This window comes from Vreelandella sedimenti, from assembly GCF_013416325.1.
Taxonomy (GTDB): Bacteria; Pseudomonadota; Gammaproteobacteria; order Pseudomonadales; family Halomonadaceae; genus Vreelandella; species Vreelandella sedimenti.
The window spans coordinates 245,151-266,193 of record NZ_JACCGK010000001.1 but is presented as its reverse complement, the minus strand read 5'-3'; the positions used below and the strand labels follow the sequence as shown (position 1 = coordinate 266,193).

General features: G+C 57.0%; 19 protein-coding genes. 7 read left to right on the top strand and 12 right to left on the bottom strand.

The genetic code is table 11. The features are described 5' to 3' along the window. The first annotated feature begins 11 nt into the window (after positions 1–11). From HZU72_RS01160 to HZU72_RS01145, 4 genes are read left to right on the top strand one after another with little or no spacing between them, the layout of a single operon-like run. Positions 12–1,535, top strand: coding sequence for a sodium:solute symporter family protein (locus HZU72_RS01160; protein ID WP_180089803.1), 1,524 nt, complete (start codon positions 12–14; stop codon positions 1,533–1,535). A gap of 11 nt (positions 1,536–1,546) precedes the next feature. Continuing rightward, positions 1,547–2,413, top strand: coding sequence for a FadR/GntR family transcriptional regulator (locus HZU72_RS01155; protein ID WP_235975869.1), 867 nt, complete (start codon positions 1,547–1,549; stop codon positions 2,411–2,413). 18 nt (positions 2,414–2,431) lie between these two features. Next, on the top strand, positions 2,432–3,706 hold the full coding sequence (locus HZU72_RS01150) for a Zn-dependent hydrolase (RefSeq protein WP_180089801.1): 1,275 nt from the start codon (positions 2,432–2,434) through the stop codon (positions 3,704–3,706). A 2-nt stretch (positions 3,707–3,708) separates the two neighbouring features. After that, on the top strand, positions 3,709–5,103 hold the full coding sequence (locus tag HZU72_RS01145) for an amidase (protein ID WP_180089799.1): 1,395 nt from the start codon (positions 3,709–3,711) through the stop codon (positions 5,101–5,103). Here HZU72_RS01145 and HZU72_RS01140 read toward each other — a convergent pair. The 7 genes from HZU72_RS01140 to frdA form a co-directional block, all read right to left on the bottom strand. After that, positions 5,100–6,506, bottom strand: coding sequence for an AMP-binding protein (locus HZU72_RS01140; protein ID WP_180089797.1), 1,407 nt, complete (start codon positions 6,504–6,506; stop codon positions 5,100–5,102). The two genes, HZU72_RS01145 and HZU72_RS01140, sit on opposite strands and share 4 nt — an antisense overlap. Continuing rightward, on the bottom strand, positions 6,503–7,465 hold the full coding sequence (gene menC / locus HZU72_RS01135; protein WP_180089795.1) for an o-succinylbenzoate synthase: 963 nt from the start codon (positions 7,463–7,465) through the stop codon (positions 6,503–6,505). Before menC ends, HZU72_RS01140 begins: the two co-directional genes overlap by 4 nt. Then, on the bottom strand, positions 7,465–8,325 hold the full coding sequence (menB, locus tag HZU72_RS01130; RefSeq protein WP_180089793.1) for a 1,4-dihydroxy-2-naphthoyl-CoA synthase: 861 nt from the start codon (positions 8,323–8,325) through the stop codon (positions 7,465–7,467). Before menB ends, menC begins: the two co-directional genes overlap by 1 nt. 47 nt (positions 8,326–8,372) lie before the next feature. Then, positions 8,373–8,768, bottom strand: a complete 396-nt coding sequence (gene frdD, locus HZU72_RS01125; RefSeq protein ID WP_235975864.1) for a fumarate reductase subunit FrdD — start codon at positions 8,766–8,768, stop codon at positions 8,373–8,375. A gap of 17 nt (positions 8,769–8,785) precedes the next feature. Further along, positions 8,786–9,181, bottom strand: a complete 396-nt coding sequence (locus tag HZU72_RS01120) for a succinate dehydrogenase/fumarate reductase transmembrane subunit (RefSeq protein ID WP_180089789.1) — start codon at positions 9,179–9,181, stop codon at positions 8,786–8,788. A 180-nt stretch (positions 9,182–9,361) separates the two neighbouring features. Further along, complete coding sequence (locus HZU72_RS01115; RefSeq protein WP_180089787.1) at positions 9,362–10,114, bottom strand: succinate dehydrogenase/fumarate reductase iron-sulfur subunit; 753 nt, start codon at positions 10,112–10,114, stop codon at positions 9,362–9,364. Next, the gene (frdA, locus tag HZU72_RS01110) at positions 10,111–11,898 is read right to left on the bottom strand and encodes a fumarate reductase (quinol) flavoprotein subunit (RefSeq protein ID WP_180089785.1); all 1,788 of its coding nucleotides are present in this window, start codon (positions 11,896–11,898) and stop codon (positions 10,111–10,113) included. Before frdA ends, HZU72_RS01115 begins: the two co-directional genes overlap by 4 nt. A 262-nt stretch (positions 11,899–12,160) precedes the next feature. Between frdA and HZU72_RS01105 the strand changes: the two genes are divergently transcribed. Then, the gene (locus HZU72_RS01105) at positions 12,161–13,630 is read left to right on the top strand and encodes an anion permease (RefSeq protein WP_180089783.1); all 1,470 of its coding nucleotides are present in this window, start codon (positions 12,161–12,163) and stop codon (positions 13,628–13,630) included. A 6-nt stretch (positions 13,631–13,636) separates the two neighbouring features. Here HZU72_RS01105 and menH read toward each other — a convergent pair whose 3' ends face one another. From menH to HZU72_RS01090, 3 genes are read right to left on the bottom strand one after another with little or no spacing between them, the layout of a single operon-like run. Further along, positions 13,637–14,389, bottom strand: a complete 753-nt coding sequence (gene menH / locus HZU72_RS01100) for a 2-succinyl-6-hydroxy-2,4-cyclohexadiene-1-carboxylate synthase (protein WP_286902319.1) — start codon at positions 14,387–14,389, stop codon at positions 13,637–13,639. Further along, positions 14,379–16,115, bottom strand: a complete 1,737-nt coding sequence (gene menD / locus HZU72_RS01095) for a 2-succinyl-5-enolpyruvyl-6-hydroxy-3-cyclohexene-1-carboxylic-acid synthase (RefSeq protein ID WP_180089778.1) — start codon at positions 16,113–16,115, stop codon at positions 14,379–14,381. The genes menH and menD overlap by 11 nt, the downstream gene beginning before the upstream one ends. Positions 16,116–16,120: 5 nt before the next feature. Beyond that, positions 16,121–17,446, bottom strand: coding sequence for an isochorismate synthase (locus HZU72_RS01090; RefSeq protein ID WP_180089776.1), 1,326 nt, complete (start codon positions 17,444–17,446; stop codon positions 16,121–16,123). 226 nt (positions 17,447–17,672) lie between these two features. Between HZU72_RS01090 and HZU72_RS01085 the strand changes: the two genes are divergently transcribed. Beyond that, a complete protein-coding gene (locus HZU72_RS01085; protein WP_180089774.1) occupies positions 17,673–18,599 on the top strand; it encodes a 1,4-dihydroxy-2-naphthoate polyprenyltransferase in 927 nt (308 codons plus the stop codon). Between the two features lie 62 nt (positions 18,600–18,661). Here HZU72_RS01085 and hmuQ read toward each other — a convergent pair whose 3' ends face one another. Further along, complete coding sequence (hmuQ, locus tag HZU72_RS01080; protein WP_180090135.1) at positions 18,662–18,964, bottom strand: heme-degrading protein HmuQ; 303 nt, start codon at positions 18,962–18,964, stop codon at positions 18,662–18,664. Positions 18,965–19,108: 144 nt separating this feature from the next. On the opposite strand from hmuQ, the gene HZU72_RS01075 reads away from it, so the two are divergent. Beyond that, on the top strand, positions 19,109–19,768 hold the full coding sequence (locus tag HZU72_RS01075) for a deoxyribodipyrimidine photo-lyase (protein WP_235975862.1): 660 nt from the start codon (positions 19,109–19,111) through the stop codon (positions 19,766–19,768). On the opposite strand, the gene gabT is transcribed toward HZU72_RS01075, so the two are convergent. After that, the gene (gene gabT / locus HZU72_RS01070) at positions 19,765–21,036 is read right to left on the bottom strand and encodes a 4-aminobutyrate--2-oxoglutarate transaminase (RefSeq protein ID WP_180089772.1); all 1,272 of its coding nucleotides are present in this window, start codon (positions 21,034–21,036) and stop codon (positions 19,765–19,767) included. The two genes, HZU72_RS01075 and gabT, sit on opposite strands and share 4 nt — an antisense overlap. Between the last annotated feature and the right edge of the window lie 7 nt (positions 21,037–21,043).

The following is a 21,043-nucleotide window of genomic DNA, read 5'->3' as shown; positions in this document are numbered from 1 at the left end:
GGGGATTAAACATGACCGGCAGTCTATTAATTATTGCGGCGTTTATGATTATCCCCTTGATGGTGGGGGTTTTATCAGCACGCCAATCGCAAGAAACCAGTGAAGACTTTTTTGTTCAAGGCCGCGCCATGGGCAGTATTGCGGTATTTTTCACCGTGGCGGCGACATGGTGGAGTGCGTTTGCGTTCCTCGGCTCTAATGCCACCTTCTATACCAATGGGCCGGTATTTCTTACCGCGTTAGCCTGGAACCTGCTGTTTGGCTTTATGTATTACTGGATTGGTAAGCGGGTTTGGTTTTTAGGCAAACGATTTAACTATTTAACGCCCTCGGACTTAATGGGTGACTTTTATAACAGCGAAGCGCTGCGTATTACCGTTGCCGCTATTACACTGATTTTTACCGTACCCTATCTACAAATACAGCTAACTGGCGGCGCCTATTTAATCGAAGTCGCCTCGGGTGGGCTGATTCCTTTCTGGCTCGCCGCGCTGCTGTTCTACTTCATTATTATTATCTACGTATGGATTGGCGGCATTCGTGCTATCGCCTGGACTGACGTAATTTATGGGGCTCTGCTGTTCTTCGGCATGATGTACGCAGGCTACTATATTTCCACCCAAGTAGGCGGGCCAGCAGCGCTATTTAGCCAGCTTCAGCAAACATCTCCTGAACACCTCACCATGCCAGGGCCTAACGGCACGATGGGATACCCCATGTGGTTCTCGCTGTTTGCCATTACGGCTATTGGTGCTTTTATGGGCCCACAAATCTGGTTGCGCATGTACTCGGTCAAACATGGCAAGCTGTTTAACTTAATGCCCTTTTTGCTTGGCTTAGCCGCCTTTGCCTATGTGGGTTCGGTGCTATCTGGCTACTCCGGCGTGCTGCTTGAGCCCAATGTAGAAAATCCCGATCAAATTCTGCCCATCATGCTGATGGAGTATGCCCCCTACCTGCTTGCCTCGCTGATTATGGCGGCGGGCGCGTCTGCTGCCATGTCTACAGCGAATTCGCAGATTCATGCGGTTTCCACCGTAGTGACGATGGATATCTATAAGCGCTATGTGAACCGTGAAGCAAGCCAGGCACGGATCGTTTATATCGGTCGTTTATCGTTAGTAGGCTTCTCTCTGGCAGCTTATATCATGGCGCTAACCGTTCCCGGCGTGTTGGTGACTATTGGCATTGCTGCGCTGGCAGGTACCGCACAGCTGGTTATTCCTACCATTGGTGCTATCACCTGGAAAAAAGCCCACCCCACTGCGGCTCTCGCTGGGCTTTGGGCCGGCGTTGCCTGTGTACTACTGATGACCTTTGGCCCGCTAAGTGCCCCCTTTGGTTACCACGCAGGTATTTGGGGGCTATTGCTGAATGCGGTGCTGTTTGTGGGCCTAAGCCATGCGCTGCACCGCCGCGATACAGCAGTAGTGGAACGGTTTACCCAGGCACGCTACGACTATGATGCCGAGTACCACCCCGAGCGCTTGCCTGCATACACCCAAGAAACGACCAACGCCGCTAACTACAAATAAGGAGTGGGTTGATGGCTCAAGCCCCTGTTTCAAAGACAGTTTCAAAGACAGTTTCAACCACTGGTTCAGCCGCTAAGCGCCGACCCAAGCTTGCCGAGCTGATTAGCGATGATATCAAGCGCTGGATTGCCGCCGAGTCATTAGGGGAAGGTGATCGGCTGCCGAACGAAAAAGCGCTGATGGAGCTTTACGGTAGTGCCAAAGCCACTGTGCGCGAAGCGCTCAAGATCCTTGAGGTTGAGGGGCTGATCACCTTAAAAACCGGGCCTAGAGGGGGCGCGGTGATTAATCAGCCAGGCATGGAGCCCGCCAGCCGCATGCTGCGTAACTTTCTGCATTTCCAGCAACTGGATGGCAAGCAAGTTTACCAGTTGCGCAAACTGTTGGAAGTAGAGCTGGCGGCGTCAGTAGTGGGAAGGCTAACCGAGCACGACTTCCAGCAGTTGGAAGCCAATATGTCGGCCTGCGCCTGTTGCGCGAGCGATGCAGAGGATCACCGACACCAGCGCTTTTTGGAGCTCGAATTTCACCAACTGCTGGCCCGTGTCTGCCCTAACTCTTTGCTCGCATTTATGTGCCAGTTTTTAAACGACATGCTGCGCGACTTGGTGGTGATCAAAAAAGCCTACGTTCCCGAACGCAAGCAGTTCGATCACGCCAATCAGGACTACCACCGCCAGCTGGTGGAAGCCTACCGCGCTGAAGATACTCAGCGTGTGCGTCAGGTAATGGCCGAACATATGGCCGATGCCGAGCACCACATGAGCGCGCTGGAAGCTGAAATGGCCGCGCAAATGCTGATCAGCAATGATTCTCCCAATATTCAGAACCATCGATCCAAGCTACATGACTTACCAACGGAAAACCTGTCCGTTTAACCTTGCGAGGATACTGAGATGAACACCTACGTTTCGCCAACATCTGATATCACCAGCCTACGTACAGACAGTGACCGCCTCTGGGAAGCATTAATGGAGATGGCCAAGCTGGGCGCCACCCCTAAAGGTGGCGTCAATCGTCAGGCGCTTACCGATCTAGAACGTCAGGGACGTGATCTATTTATTCAATGGTGTCGCGCAGAGGGCTGCACGATTCGTATCGATAATATCGGCAATATCTTCGCTCGTCGGGAAGGCAGCGACCCTAACGCTAAAGCGGTAATGGCAGGCAGCCACTTGGATAGCCAGCCTACCGGCGGCAAGTACGACGGCTGCTTCGGCGTGCTCTCCGGCCTGGAAGTGATTCGCACCCTTAACCAACACAACATCACCACGCAATCCCCTATCGAAGTAGTAGCCTGGACCAACGAAGAGGGCTGTCGCTTTCCGCCCTGCATGATGGGCTCCGGCGTATTCACCGGCGAGCTGGAATTTGACGCCATGATGGCGCGCACCGCCGCCGATGGCGTCACGGTAAGCGATGCCCTGGACGCCATTCACTACCGCGGTAGCGATAATGTCTCACCAGATGAGATAAAAGCTTACTTTGAACCGCACATTGAGCAGGGGCCGATCCTGGAAGATACCGACACTACCATTGGCGTGGTGATCGGCGGGCTTGGGCAGAAGTGGTTCGACTTAACGCTGACCGGACTTGAAGCCCACGCAGGCCCTACGCCGATGAACCTACGTCGGGATGCCATGATGGGCGCAGCCGAAGTCACCCAAGCGCTCAACCGTATCGCCTTTGATCATCAGCCCCACGGGCGTGGCACAGTGGGCTGTATGACGCTGCACCCCGGTTCGCGTAACGTGATTCCCGGTCAGGTCAAAATGACCCTGGATATGCGCCACTGGGAGCCTGAAGCGCTTGAGACAATGGGTCAGGCAGTCACCGCCGCTGTTGAGGAGATTTGTCAGCGCCATGGCCTTGAATACCACCTGGAACCCACTGCCAACTTCGCCCCTGAATACTTCGACAAAGCGTGCGTGGACGCAGTACGCCAAAGTGCAAAGCAGCTCGAACTTTCCCATATGGATATCATTAGCGGTGCAGGCCACGATGCGATGTTTGTGGGCCGTGTTGCTCCCGCCGCGATGATCTTCATCCCCTGCAAGGATGGCATCAGTCACAACGAGATCGAAAGCGCCACACCGGAGCACGTTCACGCAGGCTGTAACGTTTTACTGCACGCCATGCTAAATGCTGCCGGTGTAGAAAGTGGGGAGTAACGATGGCTGACTCTTTTGAAACCCTAACAGCAGTCGACGCATTAACACGTTTCGGTGAGGGTTCGCTCTCGCCAGAAACGCTGGTTGATGACTGCTTGGCACGGATTGCCCGCGATAACCCCAAGGTAAATGCGTTTACCTGTGTGAACGAGGTAGAAGCCCGGCGTTTGGCAGCAGCATCCGCACAGCGCTGGCAGGCAGGTACGCCGCTTGGCCCGCTGGACGGAATACCTGTCACCATCAAGGATTTAACCCTAACCAAAGGCCTGCCCACACGGCTGGGCTCGACGACCACGTCACCGGATGGCCCTTGGGAGGTAGATGCACCGATCAGCCGACATCTACGTAACGCCGGGGCTATCGTGATAGGCAAGACCACCTCGCCGGAGTTTGGCTGGAAAGGTGTCACCGATAACCCACTCCACGGTACCACTCGCAACCCGTGGAATACGCAACTCACGCCGGGTGGCTCATCCGGTGGCGCGGGGGCCGCCGCTGCGCTGAACCTCGGCCTACTGCACCAAGGCAGCGACGCCGGGGGCTCTATCCGCATACCGTGCAGTTTTACCGGCACCTTTGGTATTAAACCGACCTTTGGCTGGGTGCCCCAGTGGCCCGCCAGCACCATGAGTACGCTCTCTCACTTGGGGCCAATGACCCGCACCGCGGCTGATAGCGCACTAATGCTTAGCGTAATGGCGCAGCCCGATGCTCGGGATGGCTACTCCGGCAATCCGCTTGGGCCGGACTGGCTAACGCCTCCCCCTGCGGATCTACGCGGCTGGCGAATCGCCTTTAGTGCTGACCTTGGCTATGTAGACGTAGCCCCCGATATTGCTAGGCGCGTTGCGGAGGCCGTTGGTCATCTCGAAGCGCTTGGCGCCACGGTGGAGCGTGTTGATCCTGGCTTTAGCGATCCACTCAAAACGTTTAATACGCTCTGGTTTGCGGGAGCCACTCAAGCAATCGAAAAACTAGACGAACAGCAGCAGGCGGCACTCGACCCCGGGTTTCTGGATATCGCCAGGCGCGGGCAAGATGTACCGCTTTCCGCCTACCTCGCCGCCCGACGAGAACGCAGTGAATTAACAGCTCATATGGCGACGTTTCATGAGCAATATGACCTGCTGGTCACGCCCACCATGCCAATTGCGCCCTTCGCTGCAGGTCACAACGTACCACCGGGTGACCGCTATCGCGACTGGATGGATTGGACGCCGTTTAGCTACCCCTTTAACCTCACCCAGCAACCCGCCGCCTCACTGCCCTGTGGGCTGGAAAGCCAAGGGCTGCCGGTAGGGTTGCATCTTGTGGCGGGCAAATACCAAGACCTCAAGGTGCTGCATGCCGCCCAGCTACTTGAACGCTACTTGCCACCGCTGACACCGCCCAATTAATGGTTAACCAGCCCCCGCGCCAGCTCAGCGAACTGCCTGCGGGAGGGTTTAAAGCCCACCCCTGGCGGCCAGGCTAGCCAGGCGTCGGGCACCATAAAGCCGGGTAGCGCCTCACGAACCCAGGCACTTAGCGCCTGTTCTGTCACGGCTTCTCCATGCCAATCGATAAACGCCACCGGGCGCTCCCCCCACTCCGAGTGGGGCACCTGTACCACTAGCGCCTGGGCAACGCCGGGGTGGTCGACCAAGCACTGCTCGATAGCTTCCGGCTGAATATTCTCGCCGCCTGAGATAAAACCGTTATCGAGCCGCCCCTCCACCACCAGCGAGCCTTCCGAAGTGAAGAGCCCTTTGTCGCGGGTAGCAAACCAGCCCTCGTCGTTGAGGGCTGAATCAACCACGCCGTCATTCAAATAACCGCAGAACAGGGTCTCACCACGCACCTGTATCTCACCCTCAACAACCCTCACTTCACGACCCGGCAGCGGCCTACCGACGACGCCCGGCGCTGTGGGTATGCCGGTGCAAACCTGGCTGGCCATCTCGGACAGCCCATAGCTAACCTTTGGCGTTAGCCCCAGTGATGTCATCTTCGCCACCAACGGAGCGGGTATCGCCGCCCCGCCCAGCAGCAGCTCCCGCAACTGGGTGTGTTTGAGTGTAAAGCCCGCTTTCAGCAGTCGCCAAAGCTGAGTAGGCACTAGGGAAAGGTGGGTAATCGATTGTTGCTCAAGACGCGCGGGGAGCGTGTGCGGCTCGTCATCGAGAATAACCCGCCCACCGGCGAGAAAAACGCGGAACGGAATAGCGTAGCCACCGATATGAAACAACGGCAGCGAGAGTAGCCAGCCACTGTTTTGATCAACGGGAATAAACGACGCCGAACCGCGTGCGGAGGCCAAATGATTGGCAACGCGATGCAGCACCGCCTTGGGCGTGCCGCTGGAGCCAGAGGTAAAAATCGTGTTGCAGAGCTGACTGCCATCAAGCGCTGGCGGCTCACCTGCGCCAACTTCCGCCAGGAAGTCCAGGGTGATCGGCGTTAGCTGTGAAGAAGTTAACTGTGAAGAGTAATCGGTGTCACTTTCCGTTTGGCAAACGCGGCCAGCCTGCAAGCGCTTGGCCAGGCCGAGCTGCTGGGCAACAGGAAAGGCAGGGTTAAGCGGGCAGAAAACCACCCCGGCCCGCAGGCAGGCCCACGCCAGCAGCAAGGATTCAAGCGAGCCTTTGGCAGGGACGACTAGCCGATCACCTGGCACAAAACCTTTCAGTGCCAATTGCTGCGCTAGAGACGCTACGCGGCGATTGAGCGTTTGATAACTAAGTTTTACTGAACCCGCCTCTATCGCAATATGCTCCGGGGTCTCTTTGGCCCAGTAGTGGATGGGACAAGTATCTTTCACGCTGAATTTTCCATTTTAGAGAGACAGTGCAAGCTTTCTGTCATCACTTCGCTTCTTGCCGTGGTCACGCGCTCGGTAAGCCAATGGCCCGTATCCAGCCCCGGCGGCTCAATGGGCGCCCATTCGCTGGCCAACCGAGCAAGCAGCCCAAGGCCAAGATCGGATTCAAAGCTGGAGGAGATCACCACGCGTAGATTACCCGCCCGTGCCCGTTGAACGAGTGCCTCGCAAGCGCTTAGCGAGCCGATCAGCGTGGGTTTGATTACCAAGGCTTTGAGCTGCGGGTGGCAGTACCACTCTTCCCGGCGGGATAGCGTTTCATCCAGGGCCATGGCCACCCCGGTGGCTTCTGCGACGGCGACGGTGTCAGCAAAGCCAGCGCAGGGCTCTTCCAGGTAGTCGATTTGCGCAAGGGGTAGGCGCTCACAGAAGCGCTGGGCCTCTTCCCGCGTCCAACCGCCATTGGCATCCAGAATCAGCTTGGTGTTGGGTAATCGGGCAGCCAGCTGTTCGATCAGCGCCAGCTCCTCTTCCATAGCATAGCGTGCCACTTTCAGTTTGAGCCGAGACGGTGGCGATGCTAGCCAATCGACGGTTGAAAGAGACTGAATCAGCGCCGCAGGTGAGCCCTGAAACAGTGGGTAGGGCGGTAAAGGCGCAGGAAGATTGTTTGGCCACGAGCGCTGGGTGCAGTCAAAACCAAACTGCACCGATGGCAGCGTTGGGGAAACTTTTTCGCCTCCTCTTAAGGCAGCCAAGCAGGCCAAACTTTCGGATTCAGCTTCCGCCAGAGTTTCAGTCGAAAAGCCTGGTAGCGGGGCAATCTCGCCCCACTGCCCGTTAATGGAAATTAGCAGCCCTTCTCTGTTCACCAGCCGCTTTCCTTTAAACGTCACCGGCTGGCGGAACGGTAGAGAGTAGCGGTAGAGCGCTAGGCTATGCTTGAAAACTGGCTGCATTAAGGGTTACGCGGGTAGCGGGAAAAATCTGGCCGGCGCTTTTCGTTAAAGGCGTTACGCCCCTCCTGCCCCTCTTCGGTCATGTAGTAGAGCATGGTGGCATTGCCCGCCAGTTCCTGCAGCCCGGCCTGGCCGTCGCAGTCGGCATTGAGCGCGGCTTTTAGGCAGCGTAGCGCCATGGGGCTGTGCTGCAGCATTTCCCGGCACCAGCGCACGCTCTCTTTTTCCAGCTCGTCTAGCGGCACCACGTGGTTGACTAGCCCCATTTCCAACGCTTGGTCGGCGCTGTACTGGCGGCACAGAAACCAGATCTCCCGGGCCTTTTTCTGGCCCACTATGCGCGCCATATAAGAGGCGCCGTAACCGCCATCGAAGGAGCCTACTTTAGGGCCTGTCTGGCCGAAAATCGCGTTGTCGGCGGCAATGGTCAGGTCGCACATTAGATGCAGCACATGGCCGCCGCCAATGGCGTAGCCCGCCACCATGGCCACCACCGGCTTGGGGCAGGTGCGAATATCGCGCTGGAAATCCAGCACGTTGAGGTGGTGGGTGCCCTCCTCATCCTGGTAGCCGCCATAGTCACCGCGAATGCGCTGGTCACCGCCGGAACAGAACGCTTTGTCGCCTGCTCCAGTGAGCAGAATGGTGCCTATAGAGCTGTCGCGGCGGGCGCAATTCAGCGCTTGGGCCATTTCACTAACCGTTAGCGGGCGAAAGGCGTTGCGTACCTCGGGGCGATTGATAGTGATCCGCGCAATGCCATCGGCAGCGGTGTGGTACAAAATATCCTGATAGCCATCTGAGCGATCCTGCCACTCTACCGGCGCATAGAGTTCCGTTTCAGTGAGTCCGTTAATCATGCCTATCTCTTCTTATCTGTTGGGGCGAAATACTGACAGCGAGCCGTTTAACCCAGCATGCCTGCGACGACTAGACCCAGCGCTACAGTGCTTAACAGCGCAGCACTACCGTACATTAGCTTTTTGTTGAGTGCGTCATTGCCCACGCTGATATCAAACATCCCATGGCGCAAGCGGTGTGCAGCATGAAAAAGCGGCAAACAGACCACCGCCCCAACAAACAGGAAGCCCGGCACGCTGAACAGCAGCGATGATACCCGCTCATAGCTCAACGCTTCGGCGGGCAGCAGGCCAAGGGGCAGTAGAACGGCAATAAAGAGAATCACAGCGGGCAGCAAGACGGCAAAACAGACGCCGCCCGCGCTAAACAGTCCCCACCAGAGCGGCTCATCAAAAGCTTGTTTGTGCTGAGTGCTGTTTTTGCCCATGCTTGGTTTATTCATGGCTAGCTTTTCCATATTTAGGCCCTCCCGAATAGCCAGAAAAACAGCAGCGCGACTGCTACTACGCCAGCCCACTGCCCAGCAACAATGGCCTTATCAGGCAGGCTGTGTCCGGCGATGCGCAGCGGCATTACCCGTGGGAACAGCACAAAGAAGGTGGCGGCGTGAAACAGGCTGGCGGCCAGCGCGAGAAGATTCAGCACTAATACGGTGGGAAAGCCCATAAAGGCGATCCACCCTTGCCAGCTTTCTGCCCCTTGCAGAAGAGCAACCATACCGGCGAGTAAGCAGAGCGTGAAAAACAGCAGCGGCAGTACCGTGGCTTCACGCAGCATGTAGAGTTTAAAAAAGCGGTGCTTGAGCCACCAGTTGCGTTTCAGTGGCGGTAGGCGTTGCGATGATGATTTATCCATATCTTATCTCCTACACTTTTCTAACAGGGCTATTTCGGTTGGTTACGGAGATCCAATATCGTTGAGTGGGGCAGGTTGGAGCGAGGGTCTTTCGCCATGGATGGCGAAAGTAGCGCCCACGGATGGGTTCACAGCGCCCTCGCGGAAACCTGCCGCACGGCAGCGAGACCTAGTTGCCCCCTACCCTTTGAACAGCGCAATGAGTGTGTGTTTGGCCGCTTCGACCTTGCCCTGATTTACCGCAGCGGCCGGGTCAACGTGTTTGGGGCATACCTTGGAGCAAAAGCCCACAAACGTGCAGCTCCACACCCCCTCATGGCGGTTAAGTTCGGCCATACGCTGCTTCTTGCCGTGGTCGCGGCTGTCCAGGTTGTAGCGGTGGGCCAGCGTTATCGCCGCCGGGCCAAGGAACTCAGGATTCAACCCAAACTGCGGGCAGGCTGAGTAGCAGAGGCCACAATTAATGCAGTTAGCGAACTGCTTATAGCGGGCGAGCTGCTCGGGGGACTGCTGATAGGTTTCCGGCGCCTGGGGGTCATACGGTTTTACCGGGTTGTCATCGATCAGATAGGGCTTAACCGCGGCCAGGTGCTCAAGGAATATCGCCATATCCACCACCAAATCCCGCTGCACCGGGAAGTGGGATAGCGGCTCGATGCGAATATCTCCCTCGTAATCGCGCAGGAAGGTTTTACAGCCGAGCTTGGGAATGCCATTCACCATGACCCCGCAGGAGCCGCAAATCGCCATCCGGCACGACCAGCGGTAGCTCAGCGTGCTATCGAGCTGTTCTTTAATGTGGTTGAGGGCATCCAGCAAAGAGGTGCTGTCGTCCACCGGCAGTTCGTACTGCTGCCAGTAGGACTCAGCCGAACTGTCTGGCAAATAGCGTTTAACGCTGATTTGTTTGGTGCTGATCTGCTGGGTGTTCATGCCTTGCCCCCCTTGCCCGCATCGCCATAAGCCCGCTCCGCCGGGGCGGAAAACCGCACATCGACATCCTGCCAGTGTAGCTCGGCATGGGCATCGCCTTGATAAAACACTTGGCTGTGCTTGAGGTAGTTAACGTCGTCGCGTTTCTGCATACCTTCATCCAGGCGCTGATGGGCACCCCGGGATTCACGACGTTCAAGCGCCCCTAAGCAAGAGGCTTCGGCAATATCCAGGCCACACTCCAGTTCAAGACACTCCAGTAGCTCAGTATTGAATATCTTGCTGGTATCGTTAACGCGAACCTTATTAAAGCGCTCACGTAGCTGACGCATGGTATCCAGCGAATGGCGCATGCCCTCTTCAGTGCGGTAAATACCGCAGCCACTCTCCATGGCTTGCACCATGGCGTGCTTGAGTGCTACCCAATTCTCTGCACCCTCGGTTCCGTCACAGAGCCGCAACAGCTTGGCTTGTTGGCGATCGCCAGGGGCTTCCAGCAAGCGCTCATCAGCCCACTCGGTTTTGGCCGCTCGCTGGCTCGCTTGTTCACCGGCTAAGCGGCCAAACACCAGCAGCTCGGTCAGCGAGTTGGAGCCCAGGCGGTTGGCACCGTGCAAACCAACAGAAGCACACTCCCCGGCGGCGTAAAGCCCGGCAATGGAGGTTTCGCACTGAGGGTCGGTCTCAATCCCACCCATGGTGTAGTGAACCGCCGGGCGAATGGGAATGGGTTCTTTCACCGGATCAACATTGATATAGGATTTAGCCAACTCGCAGATAAACGGCAGGCGCTCCAAAATATACTTTTCACCCAAGTGGCGCAGATCGAGATAAACCACGTCGCTGTCGCCAAACTTGCCGGTGCGGCCCGCCTGCTGTTCCTGCCAGAAGGCCTGGGAGAGCTTGTCCCGCGGCCCCAACTCCATGTATTTGTTTTCCGGCTTGCCCAACGGGGTTTCCGGGCCAAGACCGTAATCCTGCAGATAGCGATAGCCCTCTTTATTGAGCAGAATGCCACCCTCACCACGGCACGCTTCGGTGATCAAAATCCCGGAGCCAGGCAGGCCGGTGGGATGGTACTGAACAAACTCCATATCTCGCAGCGCCACACCGTGACGATAAGCCATCGCCATACCGTCGCCGGTGACAATGCCCGCATTGGTATTGAATCGGAACAAGCGCCCCGCGCCGCCGGTGGCGAGAATCACCGCTTTAGCGCGTAGCAGGGTCAGTTCACCGGTGGCAATCTGCAGCGCAATCACGCCAATCACGCCACCTTCATGTACCGCTAGATCGAGCACAAAGAACTCATCAAAGCGCTCGATCTCTGGGTACTTCAGCGAGGTCTGAAACAGGGTGTGGAGCATATGGAAGCCGGTTTTGTCGGCCGCAAACCAAGTACGGGCGGTTTTCATACCCCCGAAGCGGCGCACCTGCACTTGGCCATCGTCTTTACGGCTCCAGGGGCAGCCCCAGCGCTCCATCTGCACCAACTCTTGATAAGCGTGATGAACAAAGTAGTCGACGACGCCCTGTTCAACCAGCCAGTCACCGCCTGACACCGTGTCATCGAAATGCGCCTGGTGGGAATCTTCGGCACTAGTGACGGCGGCAGCGCCGCCTTCAGCCGCCACGGTATGGGAGCGCATGGGGTAAACCTTGGACAGCAGCGCTATGCGCTGGGGAGTGCCCTGCTCCTTGGCCTGCTCAGCGGCCCCGATGGCAGCGCGCAAGCCTGCGCCACCCCCACCGACAATCACGATATCGAAATCTCGCTGCTGCATGAAAAGCCCCTTCATTAGCCAAGTCACAGGTGGTGGTAGCGACACTCTTCGGTGCCCTTTCATTATTCGAACTTACCACGCCCCTGGCAGGCCCTGCTCATTAGTCGAAAGAACTATTGACGTGAATCAAGCAAGTGGCAAATCGAGTGGATATTGCTGTTCCCCGCCTGCCTCGGCCACTACTCTTCAAACCACTCACTACAGGGCAGAAACTATCCGCCAAGTAGTAAAACAGCTAGACAGAACTCAAGAGAGGTGCTGCATGACGACCACTGCTCAACCCTCACCGCGATGGAAGCTATTAGCGCCGCTAGCCGTCGCTATCATCATCGCGCTGATACCCACACCCCCGGGGCTAGCTCCTCATGCGTGGTACTTTTTAGCCATTTTCCTCGGCTGTGTCGTTGGTCTTATTCTTGAACCCTTACCGGGCGCCGTGGTGGGTCTGGTTGGCGTCACCCTGGTGGCACTGCTTTCGCGGTGGGTGCTGTTCTCACCGGAGCAACTGGCGACCGACGGATTTAGTGCTGCTAACCAAGCATTCTCGTGGGCAGTGTCGGGGTTTACCAACTCCACCGTCTGGCTGATTTTTGGTGCCTTTATGTTTGCCCTGGGGTATGAAAAAACCGGGCTCGGCAGGCGGATATCACTCTGGCTGGTCAAGGCAATGGGGAAACGCACGCTAACCCTTGGCTACGCGGTGATGATTGCCGATGGCATTCTGGCACCCTTTACGCCCTCGAACACCGCACGTAGTGCGGGCACGATCTATCCGGTGATTCGCAACCTGCCGCCGCTTTACGATTCGCACCCCAATGACCCCAGCATGAAGCGCATGGGTAGCTTTTTGATGTGGACAGCCCTGGCGTCTACCTGCGTAACGAGCTCGCTGTTTTTGACCGCCCTGGCGCCCAACCTGTTGGCGATCGCGTTAACCGAAAGCACTACCGGTATCCAGGTCAATTGGGGGCAGTGGTTTATGGCCGTCGCGCCGGTAGGCATTCTGCTGCTGCTTCTGGTGCCACTGCTGAGCTACTGGCTATGCGCGCCTGAAGTGAAAGCGGGTAGTGAAATCTCCGACTGGGCGGGCCAGGAGTTAACCAAACTGGGGGCACTGTCCCGCCATGAAATAATGCTGGTCATGATGGTGGTCACCGCCCTGTTGCTATGGATTTTTGCGGGCGACATTATCTCTGGATCGCTGGTGGGTCTACTGGTGATTTGCGGCATGTTGTTAACCGGCATTGTGACCTGGAGCGATATTCTCGATAACCGAGCAGCCTGGAATACCTTTGTATGGTTTGCCACCCTGGTGGCACTAGCGGGCGGGCTCAGCCAAGTCGGCTTCGTTAACTGGTTTGGCAATGTGGTGGGCGGTCAGATAAGCCACTTCAACCCGCTAATGGCCATGGTGGCGTTGGTGGTCATTTTCTATCTACTGCACTACTTCTTTGCCAGCGTGACGGCCCACGTTACCGCCCTGCTGCCGGTGATTCTGGCAGCGGCATCAGGCATTGCCGGTCTGGATATGCAGATGTTTGTTCTGCTACTGCTACCCACACTTGGCTTTATGGGCATTCTCACCCCCTACGGCACTGGGCCAAGCCCGGTTTACTACGGCAGCGGCTACCTCCCCAGCGCACTCTTTTGGCGCCTAGGAGCAATCTTCGGGCTGCTATATCTAGTGGTTTGGCTGGTGATCGGCCTGCCCTGGTTAATGCTGATCAGCTGATAAACATTAGCCTAGCGTGCGATACCAGGCATTGAACTGCTGAGCGATCATCTCTGGTTGCTCAGCATGAAGATTGTGGCCCCCTTCCAGCGTGATATGGCGCAGGTGCGGGGCCATCATTGCTAGATGAGACGCCAAAGTGTGGAACTTGGCGTCCCGCTGCCCCGAAAAGTAGCTCACCGGAAGCGTGGTATTTTCCAACCATGACCATCGTGACGGCTGATGACCCAAGGAAGTTGACCGCAGCATGCTGGCGATGGCTGGCCCACGATTCGCTAGCCGACGTTGAATCTGCCGACCGCGCTGGCCCTCAGTTAAGTCGGCAAATACCGCCTGCTGGTACCAGTCGGCAAGTACGGTTTCCAATGGTTCCTGCTCAAAGCGTGTTGCCCAGCGTTCATCGTGGGCAATTCGGGCAGAGCGCTCACTGGCAGGCAGCCCGGGGTGGGCACTTTCCAGCCAGAGCGCTTCCAGCCCCGGCGGCTGACGGCTGGCATGGTACAGCGCCAAACGCCCGCCCAGGGAGTAACCCAGAAGGCAGTAGCGGCTAACGCCTCGATATATCAATGTGTCGCAAAGCCAACGATGAAACGCCTTAAACGAGGCCACCCGTATCTGGTGATTCTCACCGTGGCCTGGCAAGTCCAACGCTAGGCAGTTGACGCCTTCCAAGTCAGCGATGACCTCATCCCAGTCCTGACGATCCCCCAACAGGCCGTGGAGCAGTACCAGAGTCGGCGCCTGCGGTTTACTGCTCACGCGGCTCCCCCCGAATCTCTTCACCAAGATCCTTGAGACCATCAGCTACCTGCTGATGGGGCACGTTAATCTCGATCAACGTAACGCCCGCCTTCAGAGCCTCTGTATAGGCTGCCGAGAAGGCATCCAATGAGTTGGGTGCTGAATAGCCAAGCCCAAACATCTTCGCCGCATACTCGAAGCTCAAGCCATGGGGCTGGCGGTAATAGCGCTCCAGCAGATCGCCCCGCTTGGGCACCGGCAGCATATGAAAAATACTGCCGCCATCATTATTAAGGATCACCACCACCAGAGGCTGCGCTGCCTGCTTTACCAGTGCGAGGCTATTGAGATCATGCAGTGCGCTGGTATCGCCCAGCACAATGGTAGTGGGTTCTGAGCAGGTGCAACTGAGTCCAAACGCTGTAGCGATTAAGCCATCGATGCCCGAGGCGCCGCGATTGGCGAATACCTGCAAGGGCGTTTGGCGATGCGTACCCAGCATATTCATTAGCCGCGCGGGTAGGCTATTGCCTACGAAAAGCTGCCCTTCAGCCTGCTGCGCGAGCTGGTGGCAAACACCCAACTCTGAGAAGGTCGTACAGCGCTCCTCGACAAGCTGACTAGTGCGGCGTTGAAGGCTAGCCAGCTGATGCCAAGGCGATTGTTCAGTGTGCGTTGGCAAATCAGCGATAAAGTCGGCAGGCTGGCATATCAAACGGCGCTTAACGCAGTAGTCAGGATCCAGCCGCTGGGGCAGCGGATCAACCAACCAGGCATCCTGCCACGGCTGCTGGGCAATAAATTGCGTTAGACGCTTGGAAATTAACTGGCCACCAAACTGCAGCAGCACCTCTGCTTGGGCGAGTTCAGCGCTGAAACGCTCATCATGCAGCGCCAGATCAAAGTGAATCAGATTGTGAGGGTCAAAATGAATTTGGCTCTGTATATCGGCCAGTAGCGACCAACCCAACTGCTTGGATAGCTCAACAATCTGCTGCGCCTGCTGGGAGTCATCAATCCTGCCAACCACAATCAGGCCACGCTGCTGTGCAAACGCTTTCCAATCGCTTTTGACAGTTGGCATCGCCGTGCGGGTCGGCCAATCACTCCACGGCTTTGACGTCGTCAGCCAGTTCCCCAGCGGGGCAAGATAATCACTGCCATCCACCAGGCAGTTGCCGGGATAAAGCGGTTCGCGGTAACGGCAGTTAATGTGAATCGGCCCGGGCATACGGCGCTGCTGGTCGACGGCTTGATCAATAGTGCTGAGTAGAAACGCTGCTTTTATCTCAGCATCGGGCGGCGGCAAGTCGTGGTGAACAATCGTGTGGCGGGAGAACATATCCCGCTGGTCGATTGCCTGATTGCTGCCGTTATCCAGCAGTTCAATGGGGCGGTCGGCGGAGAGCACAATCAGCGGCACGCCGAGCAGGTTGGCTTCCACCACCGCCGGATAGAGGTTGGCCACGGCGGTGCCTGAGGTAGTAATCACAACCACGGGCCGGTAACTGCCCCGGGCAATGCCCAGCGCCATAAACCCCAGCCCCCGCTCGTCAAAATGGCAGTGGCAGCGCAACCCGGCATGCTCGCTGGCGGCCATGGTCAACGGTGATGAGCGAGAGCCGGGCGCCACCATCACATCGCGCACGCCCAAGCGATAAAGCTCCTCCAGCATTAGCGCCGACCAAACATGATTAAAGGTGGCGTGCTCTTGCGAAAAGCCGCTCAATACAAGTGTTGCCATGTGTGTTATCCCATCCCTAGCAGCGACATAATATCGGCGATTTTGGTATCCAGCTCGCGCCACTCTTCGTCCGCCTGGGAGCCCGCCACAATGCCGGCACCGGCATAAAGACGGATCATTTCTGAATCGATATAGGCGCAACGAATGGTCACGGCGAGGTCGCTACTGGCGTGGCTGATTCGACCAAACACCCCCGAGTACCAGCCGCGTTGATGGCGCTCATGCTGTCGAATAAACGCCAGCGCCGACTCGCGGGGAACGCCGCCCACCGCCGGGGTCGGTGGCAGTGAGGAAAGCAACGACTGGTCGGTGACGCTGTGGTGTAATTCAGCATGAATCAGACGGCGAATATGCTGCAAAGAGCGCAACTTAATAATATGCGCCTCGCCCATTTGGACTTGTGAAGAAAGCGGCTCAAGCTGGGTCAGAATTTGCTGATAAACGCACTGGTTTTCCAGCGTGTTTTTCTTATCTGCCAGTAGCTCAGCGGCAAACGCCTGATCTTGCCCGGCGTCACGCCCTCGGCGCGTCGTGCCTGCCAGCGCCTCGGTGATTAAACGCCGACCGTCACGCTTATATAACTGCTCCGGCGGGCAGCCGATAAACGCCTCATGGGGTGTCAACTGGATGCCAAAGTGAAAACAGTCAGCGGCACCGGCCTGCCAGCGTGACAGTAGTGCCCAAGGGTTAGGCGTTTCAGATGTTGTCAGGCGCGTTTCACGGGAAAGCACCACCTTGGGCGTATGCCCTAAGTGGTCGGGGTTCGTCACCTGCCCCACCCAAGCCGCCCACTCTTGTTGGCTGGGGCGGTCTTCACGCTGGTAAACCAAAGGCTGCAGGCGAGGCAGCGGCTGCTCTGCTACCAACGCGTCTAAACAGGCATAAGCCTGGGCGATTTCGGCACAGGAGGAACGGTCATCGAAACGTAGATTCAGTGATAGCGTCGCGCCACCTTGATGGCGTTTAAGCTCGATACGCGGCAGCAAAAAGTGGCAAGCTGGAAAGTGCTCCCACCCCGGCATACCAGGGTCGAAGGCCATGCCGCCAAAATAGTTGGGCTGTTGGCCGCCTGCTTCAGCCAGCGCAGCAAGGTCCGCCTGCAGCGCCGCTAACGAATCAAACGCCTTAATCGCCCCCAACATCGCGCACTCAACGGCGTTCGTATCACGCGCCTTCCAATAGAGGCGGGGATAAACGCTCTGCACGCTTAGCCACCCCATCAGGTTATCCACCTGACAGGGAGTGCTTAGGCGCATAAACCCTTTTTTAGCGCTATCACTAAGTGTATCAAGCTGGTACTTGAGAGCTTCAATAGGGTGTGTGGAGTGCATATTTCGCCTTTTAGGCAAGCGTGACTAGCGACGCATATTTGCATTGTCTAAATAAGTCACCAAACATCGCGTAAACTCTTGGTGTGGTGCTCCTGCAGTGTGGGGCAAGGCGACACGATTTGCTTTGACTTAAGTCTACTTTTTAACAGTTAATCATACATTGCCGAATGCTTGATAATTGCCATGCCAGACAATGTTTAAACGAAAATCGAGGAATATCGTCATAATGGAACGACTCGCTAAGCGCCGCCACTACCAAGCCTGGTTGCTAGCCGCTCGCCCCCGAACACTTCCACTGGCGTGCGCTTCTATACTATTGGGTACTGGGCTAGCGGCTAGCGTGGACGCCTTTAATGGCGCGGTGCTTTTGCTTGCCCTGCTGACGGCCATTGCGCTACAGGTACTCTCTAATCTAGCCAATGACTATGGCGACGCGGCTTCCGGCGCCGATGACCAATCACGCATTGGGCCGTCTCGGGCAGTCTCTTCTGGCTTGCTGACGCCACAGGCAATGCGCGCCGGGATGGTTATTACGGCAATCGTAGCAGCGCTGTTAGGGCTGTTATTGCTGGTGACCGCCTTTGGCAACCAGTGGGGACAGATTGTCACTTTCCTGCTGCTAGGTGCCGCCTCTTTATTGGCAGCCGTGACCTATACCGTTGGTCTGGGTGGAACGCCCTATGGCTATCGTGGATTGGGCGATATTGCCGTCTTCATATTTTTCGGCCTGTTAGGCGTTCTAGGCACCTATTACCTGCATACCCACCAGCTAAGCTGGCTGCCGTTACTACCCGCCGCCGCCTGCGGGCTGTTAGCAACCGCCGTGCTCAATGTGAATAACGTGCGCGATATCGAAAGCGATGCACGCAATGGCAAAATCACCCTGGCAGTTCGGCTTGGCCGCGCCAACGCGATTAACTACCACTGGGCGCTGCTGGGCATCGCGCTGCTGCTTACCCTGATCTACTTGGTTGCCCTGCCGGTACCGCTGTTGGGGTGGAGCTGCCTGCTGGTGGCCAAGCCACTGACGGATGCGGCCAGAACGTTAAGCCATACCCGTGATGGCGAGATGCTAACCAATATGCTGAAGAAAACAGCCATTTCAACCCTGCTCTACAGCGTGCTGCTGTCTATTGGCTTAGCGTTGTTTTAGTGAACGCTAACAGCGGGGCAGCCACCCCGCTGACAGTCTGCTTCGTTTTAGCTGGGCATGCCTTACAGCACTACCTCATAACCTTCAAACTTAGGCGGGTCAAGATAAATACCTTCGGGTGACTTGGCATTGGCATGGGCCTTCCGGAATGCGTCTGACTTAGTCCAGGCGCGGAAGGCTTCTTCCGATTCCCATACGCTGTGGGAGATAAACACGGTGTGATCTTCCTGGCTTTCACCCTGCAGCATCTTGAACTGTTTGAAGCCCGGCACTTCATCCAGGTGAGAGTCGCGGTTACGCCACACCTCTAAAAAATCCTCTTCACGGCCTGGGGCAATCCGAAAACGGTTCATAGCGATATACATCATTACTCTCCTACGGGTTTGTCCCTGCAGAGTTGATCCTGCTGGGTTGATTACGCAAACGCTACCTTGATGGTAACGTCATGGCATAGTGGCGAATAGACTTAGCGGCGAATAGCTCTCAACCGTCGGGTATCCGTATTATTAATGGCTAAGGCACCTATCCAGGTCGTTTGGTTCAAACGCGATTTACGTATTCATGATCACGCGCCGCTTGCCAACGCCGCCATGGCTGGCCCAGTGTTGCCCGTATTCGCCATTGAACCCGGACAGTGGCAAGCGCAAGACAGCGCCCTGCGCCATTGGCAGTTTGCCGCTGACTCACTGATAGACCTTTCAAACGCATTGGAAACACTGGGCCTGCCGTTGTGTCTTTGGCAAGGCGATATTGTCGATTTGCTGAACGCTCTGAAAACCCATTACGGCGAGTTTGCTCTTCACTCTCATGAAGAGACAGGCAACGCCTGGAGCTTTGTCCGCGATCTTAGCGTCAAGGCATGGTGCCAACAGCACGGCGCGCCAAGCCCTGGGCGCTGCCCGAAAGCCTGCAACAGCGGTTTGGTTTCCAGCCTGGAGAACACTACCCGCGGCCCCACGACTTTGAAGCCGAAGCGCGCCACTGGAAAAAGATGCTGTATGAGCTCCGTCGTACGCCGGAAGCCAGAGAAGCCAGCAAAGCCATTGTGGATAAGCTCGTCAGCCAGCGGCGGCCATCCGCTCAGCGCGCTAAAAAAGCAAAGCCCACCCATCGCCAGCAGCTTTCGCTGTTTGACGAGGGCGGGCTTTGTGATGCTTAAACGCTATTAACTAAGCGCCTCCAAAGACTGCTCAATAATGCTCAAACCTTCTTCCAACACCGCAGTCGACACCGTCAGCGGTACCAGAATACGGATGCTGTTGCCGTAGAAACCGCAGGAAAGCAGGATCAGGCCTTTTTCGCGGGCTTTGGCGCACAGCGCGCCGGTCATTTGCGCATCCGGTTTGCCGTCGCTATCAAGCAGCTCAAACGCCGCCATGGCGCCGAGCTGGCGGCCTTGGGCCACGGCGGGGAAGCGCTCTTCCCATACCGCGAAACGCTCGGCGAGCATTTTGCCCATCTGCTCGCTGCGCTCAAGAATATTCTCCTCTTCGATCACCTCAATCACCGCCAGCGCCGCGGCGCAGGAGAGCGGGTTGCCGCTGTAGGTGCCGCCTAGTGAGTTAGGGCCGGAAGCGTCCATTACTTTGGCGGTGCCCACAACAGCCGACAGCGGCATGCCGTTAGCGAGGCTTTTGGCGGTGGTGAGAATATCCGCCTCAATACCGCTATGTTCGAGGGCAAACAGCTTGCCGGTGCGAGCAAAACCAGACTGCACTTCGTCAGCAATCAGCAGAATGCCGTGCTCGTCGCACAGCGCGCGCAGCGCTTTCAGGTAGTCCGGTGAGGCTATGTAGAAGCCGCCTTCGCCCTGTACCGGCTCAATTACAATGGCCGCCGTGCGGTGCGGGGCGATATCGGTCTTGAACAGCGTGCGAATGGCATCCAAAGACGCTTCTTCGCTGATGCCGTGCAACGGGTTCGGGAAGGGTGCGCGGAACACGTCGCCCGGCATCGGGCCGAAGTCGTTCTTGTAGGGCAGCACCTTGCCTGTCATCGCCAGGGTCATCATGGTGCGGCCGTGGAAGGCGCCATCGAACGTAATAATGCCGGTGCGGCCAGTGGCGGCGCGAGCGATCTTCACTGCGTTTTCCAGCGCTTCGGCACCGGTATTGACCAGCATCGCTTTGCGCTCAGGGCCGCGCACCGGGCTTAGTTCACACAGCTTTTGGCACAGCTGTACGTAGGGCGCGTAGGAGATCACCGCCGCGCTGGTGTGCATAACTTTCTTGAGCTGCGCTTCGACGGCGGCAACGATTTTTGGGTGGCGATGGCCCAGGTTCAGCACGCCAATCCCACCGGCGAAATCGATCCAGCGGTTGCCATCGGCGTCCCACAGTTCAGCATTTTCAGCGCGCTCGGCAAACTGGGTCGTCGGCGTGGCAGCACCGTTGGCCACGTAGCGGTTTTTCAGGTCATTCAATTCTTGGTTAGTCATCATCGTT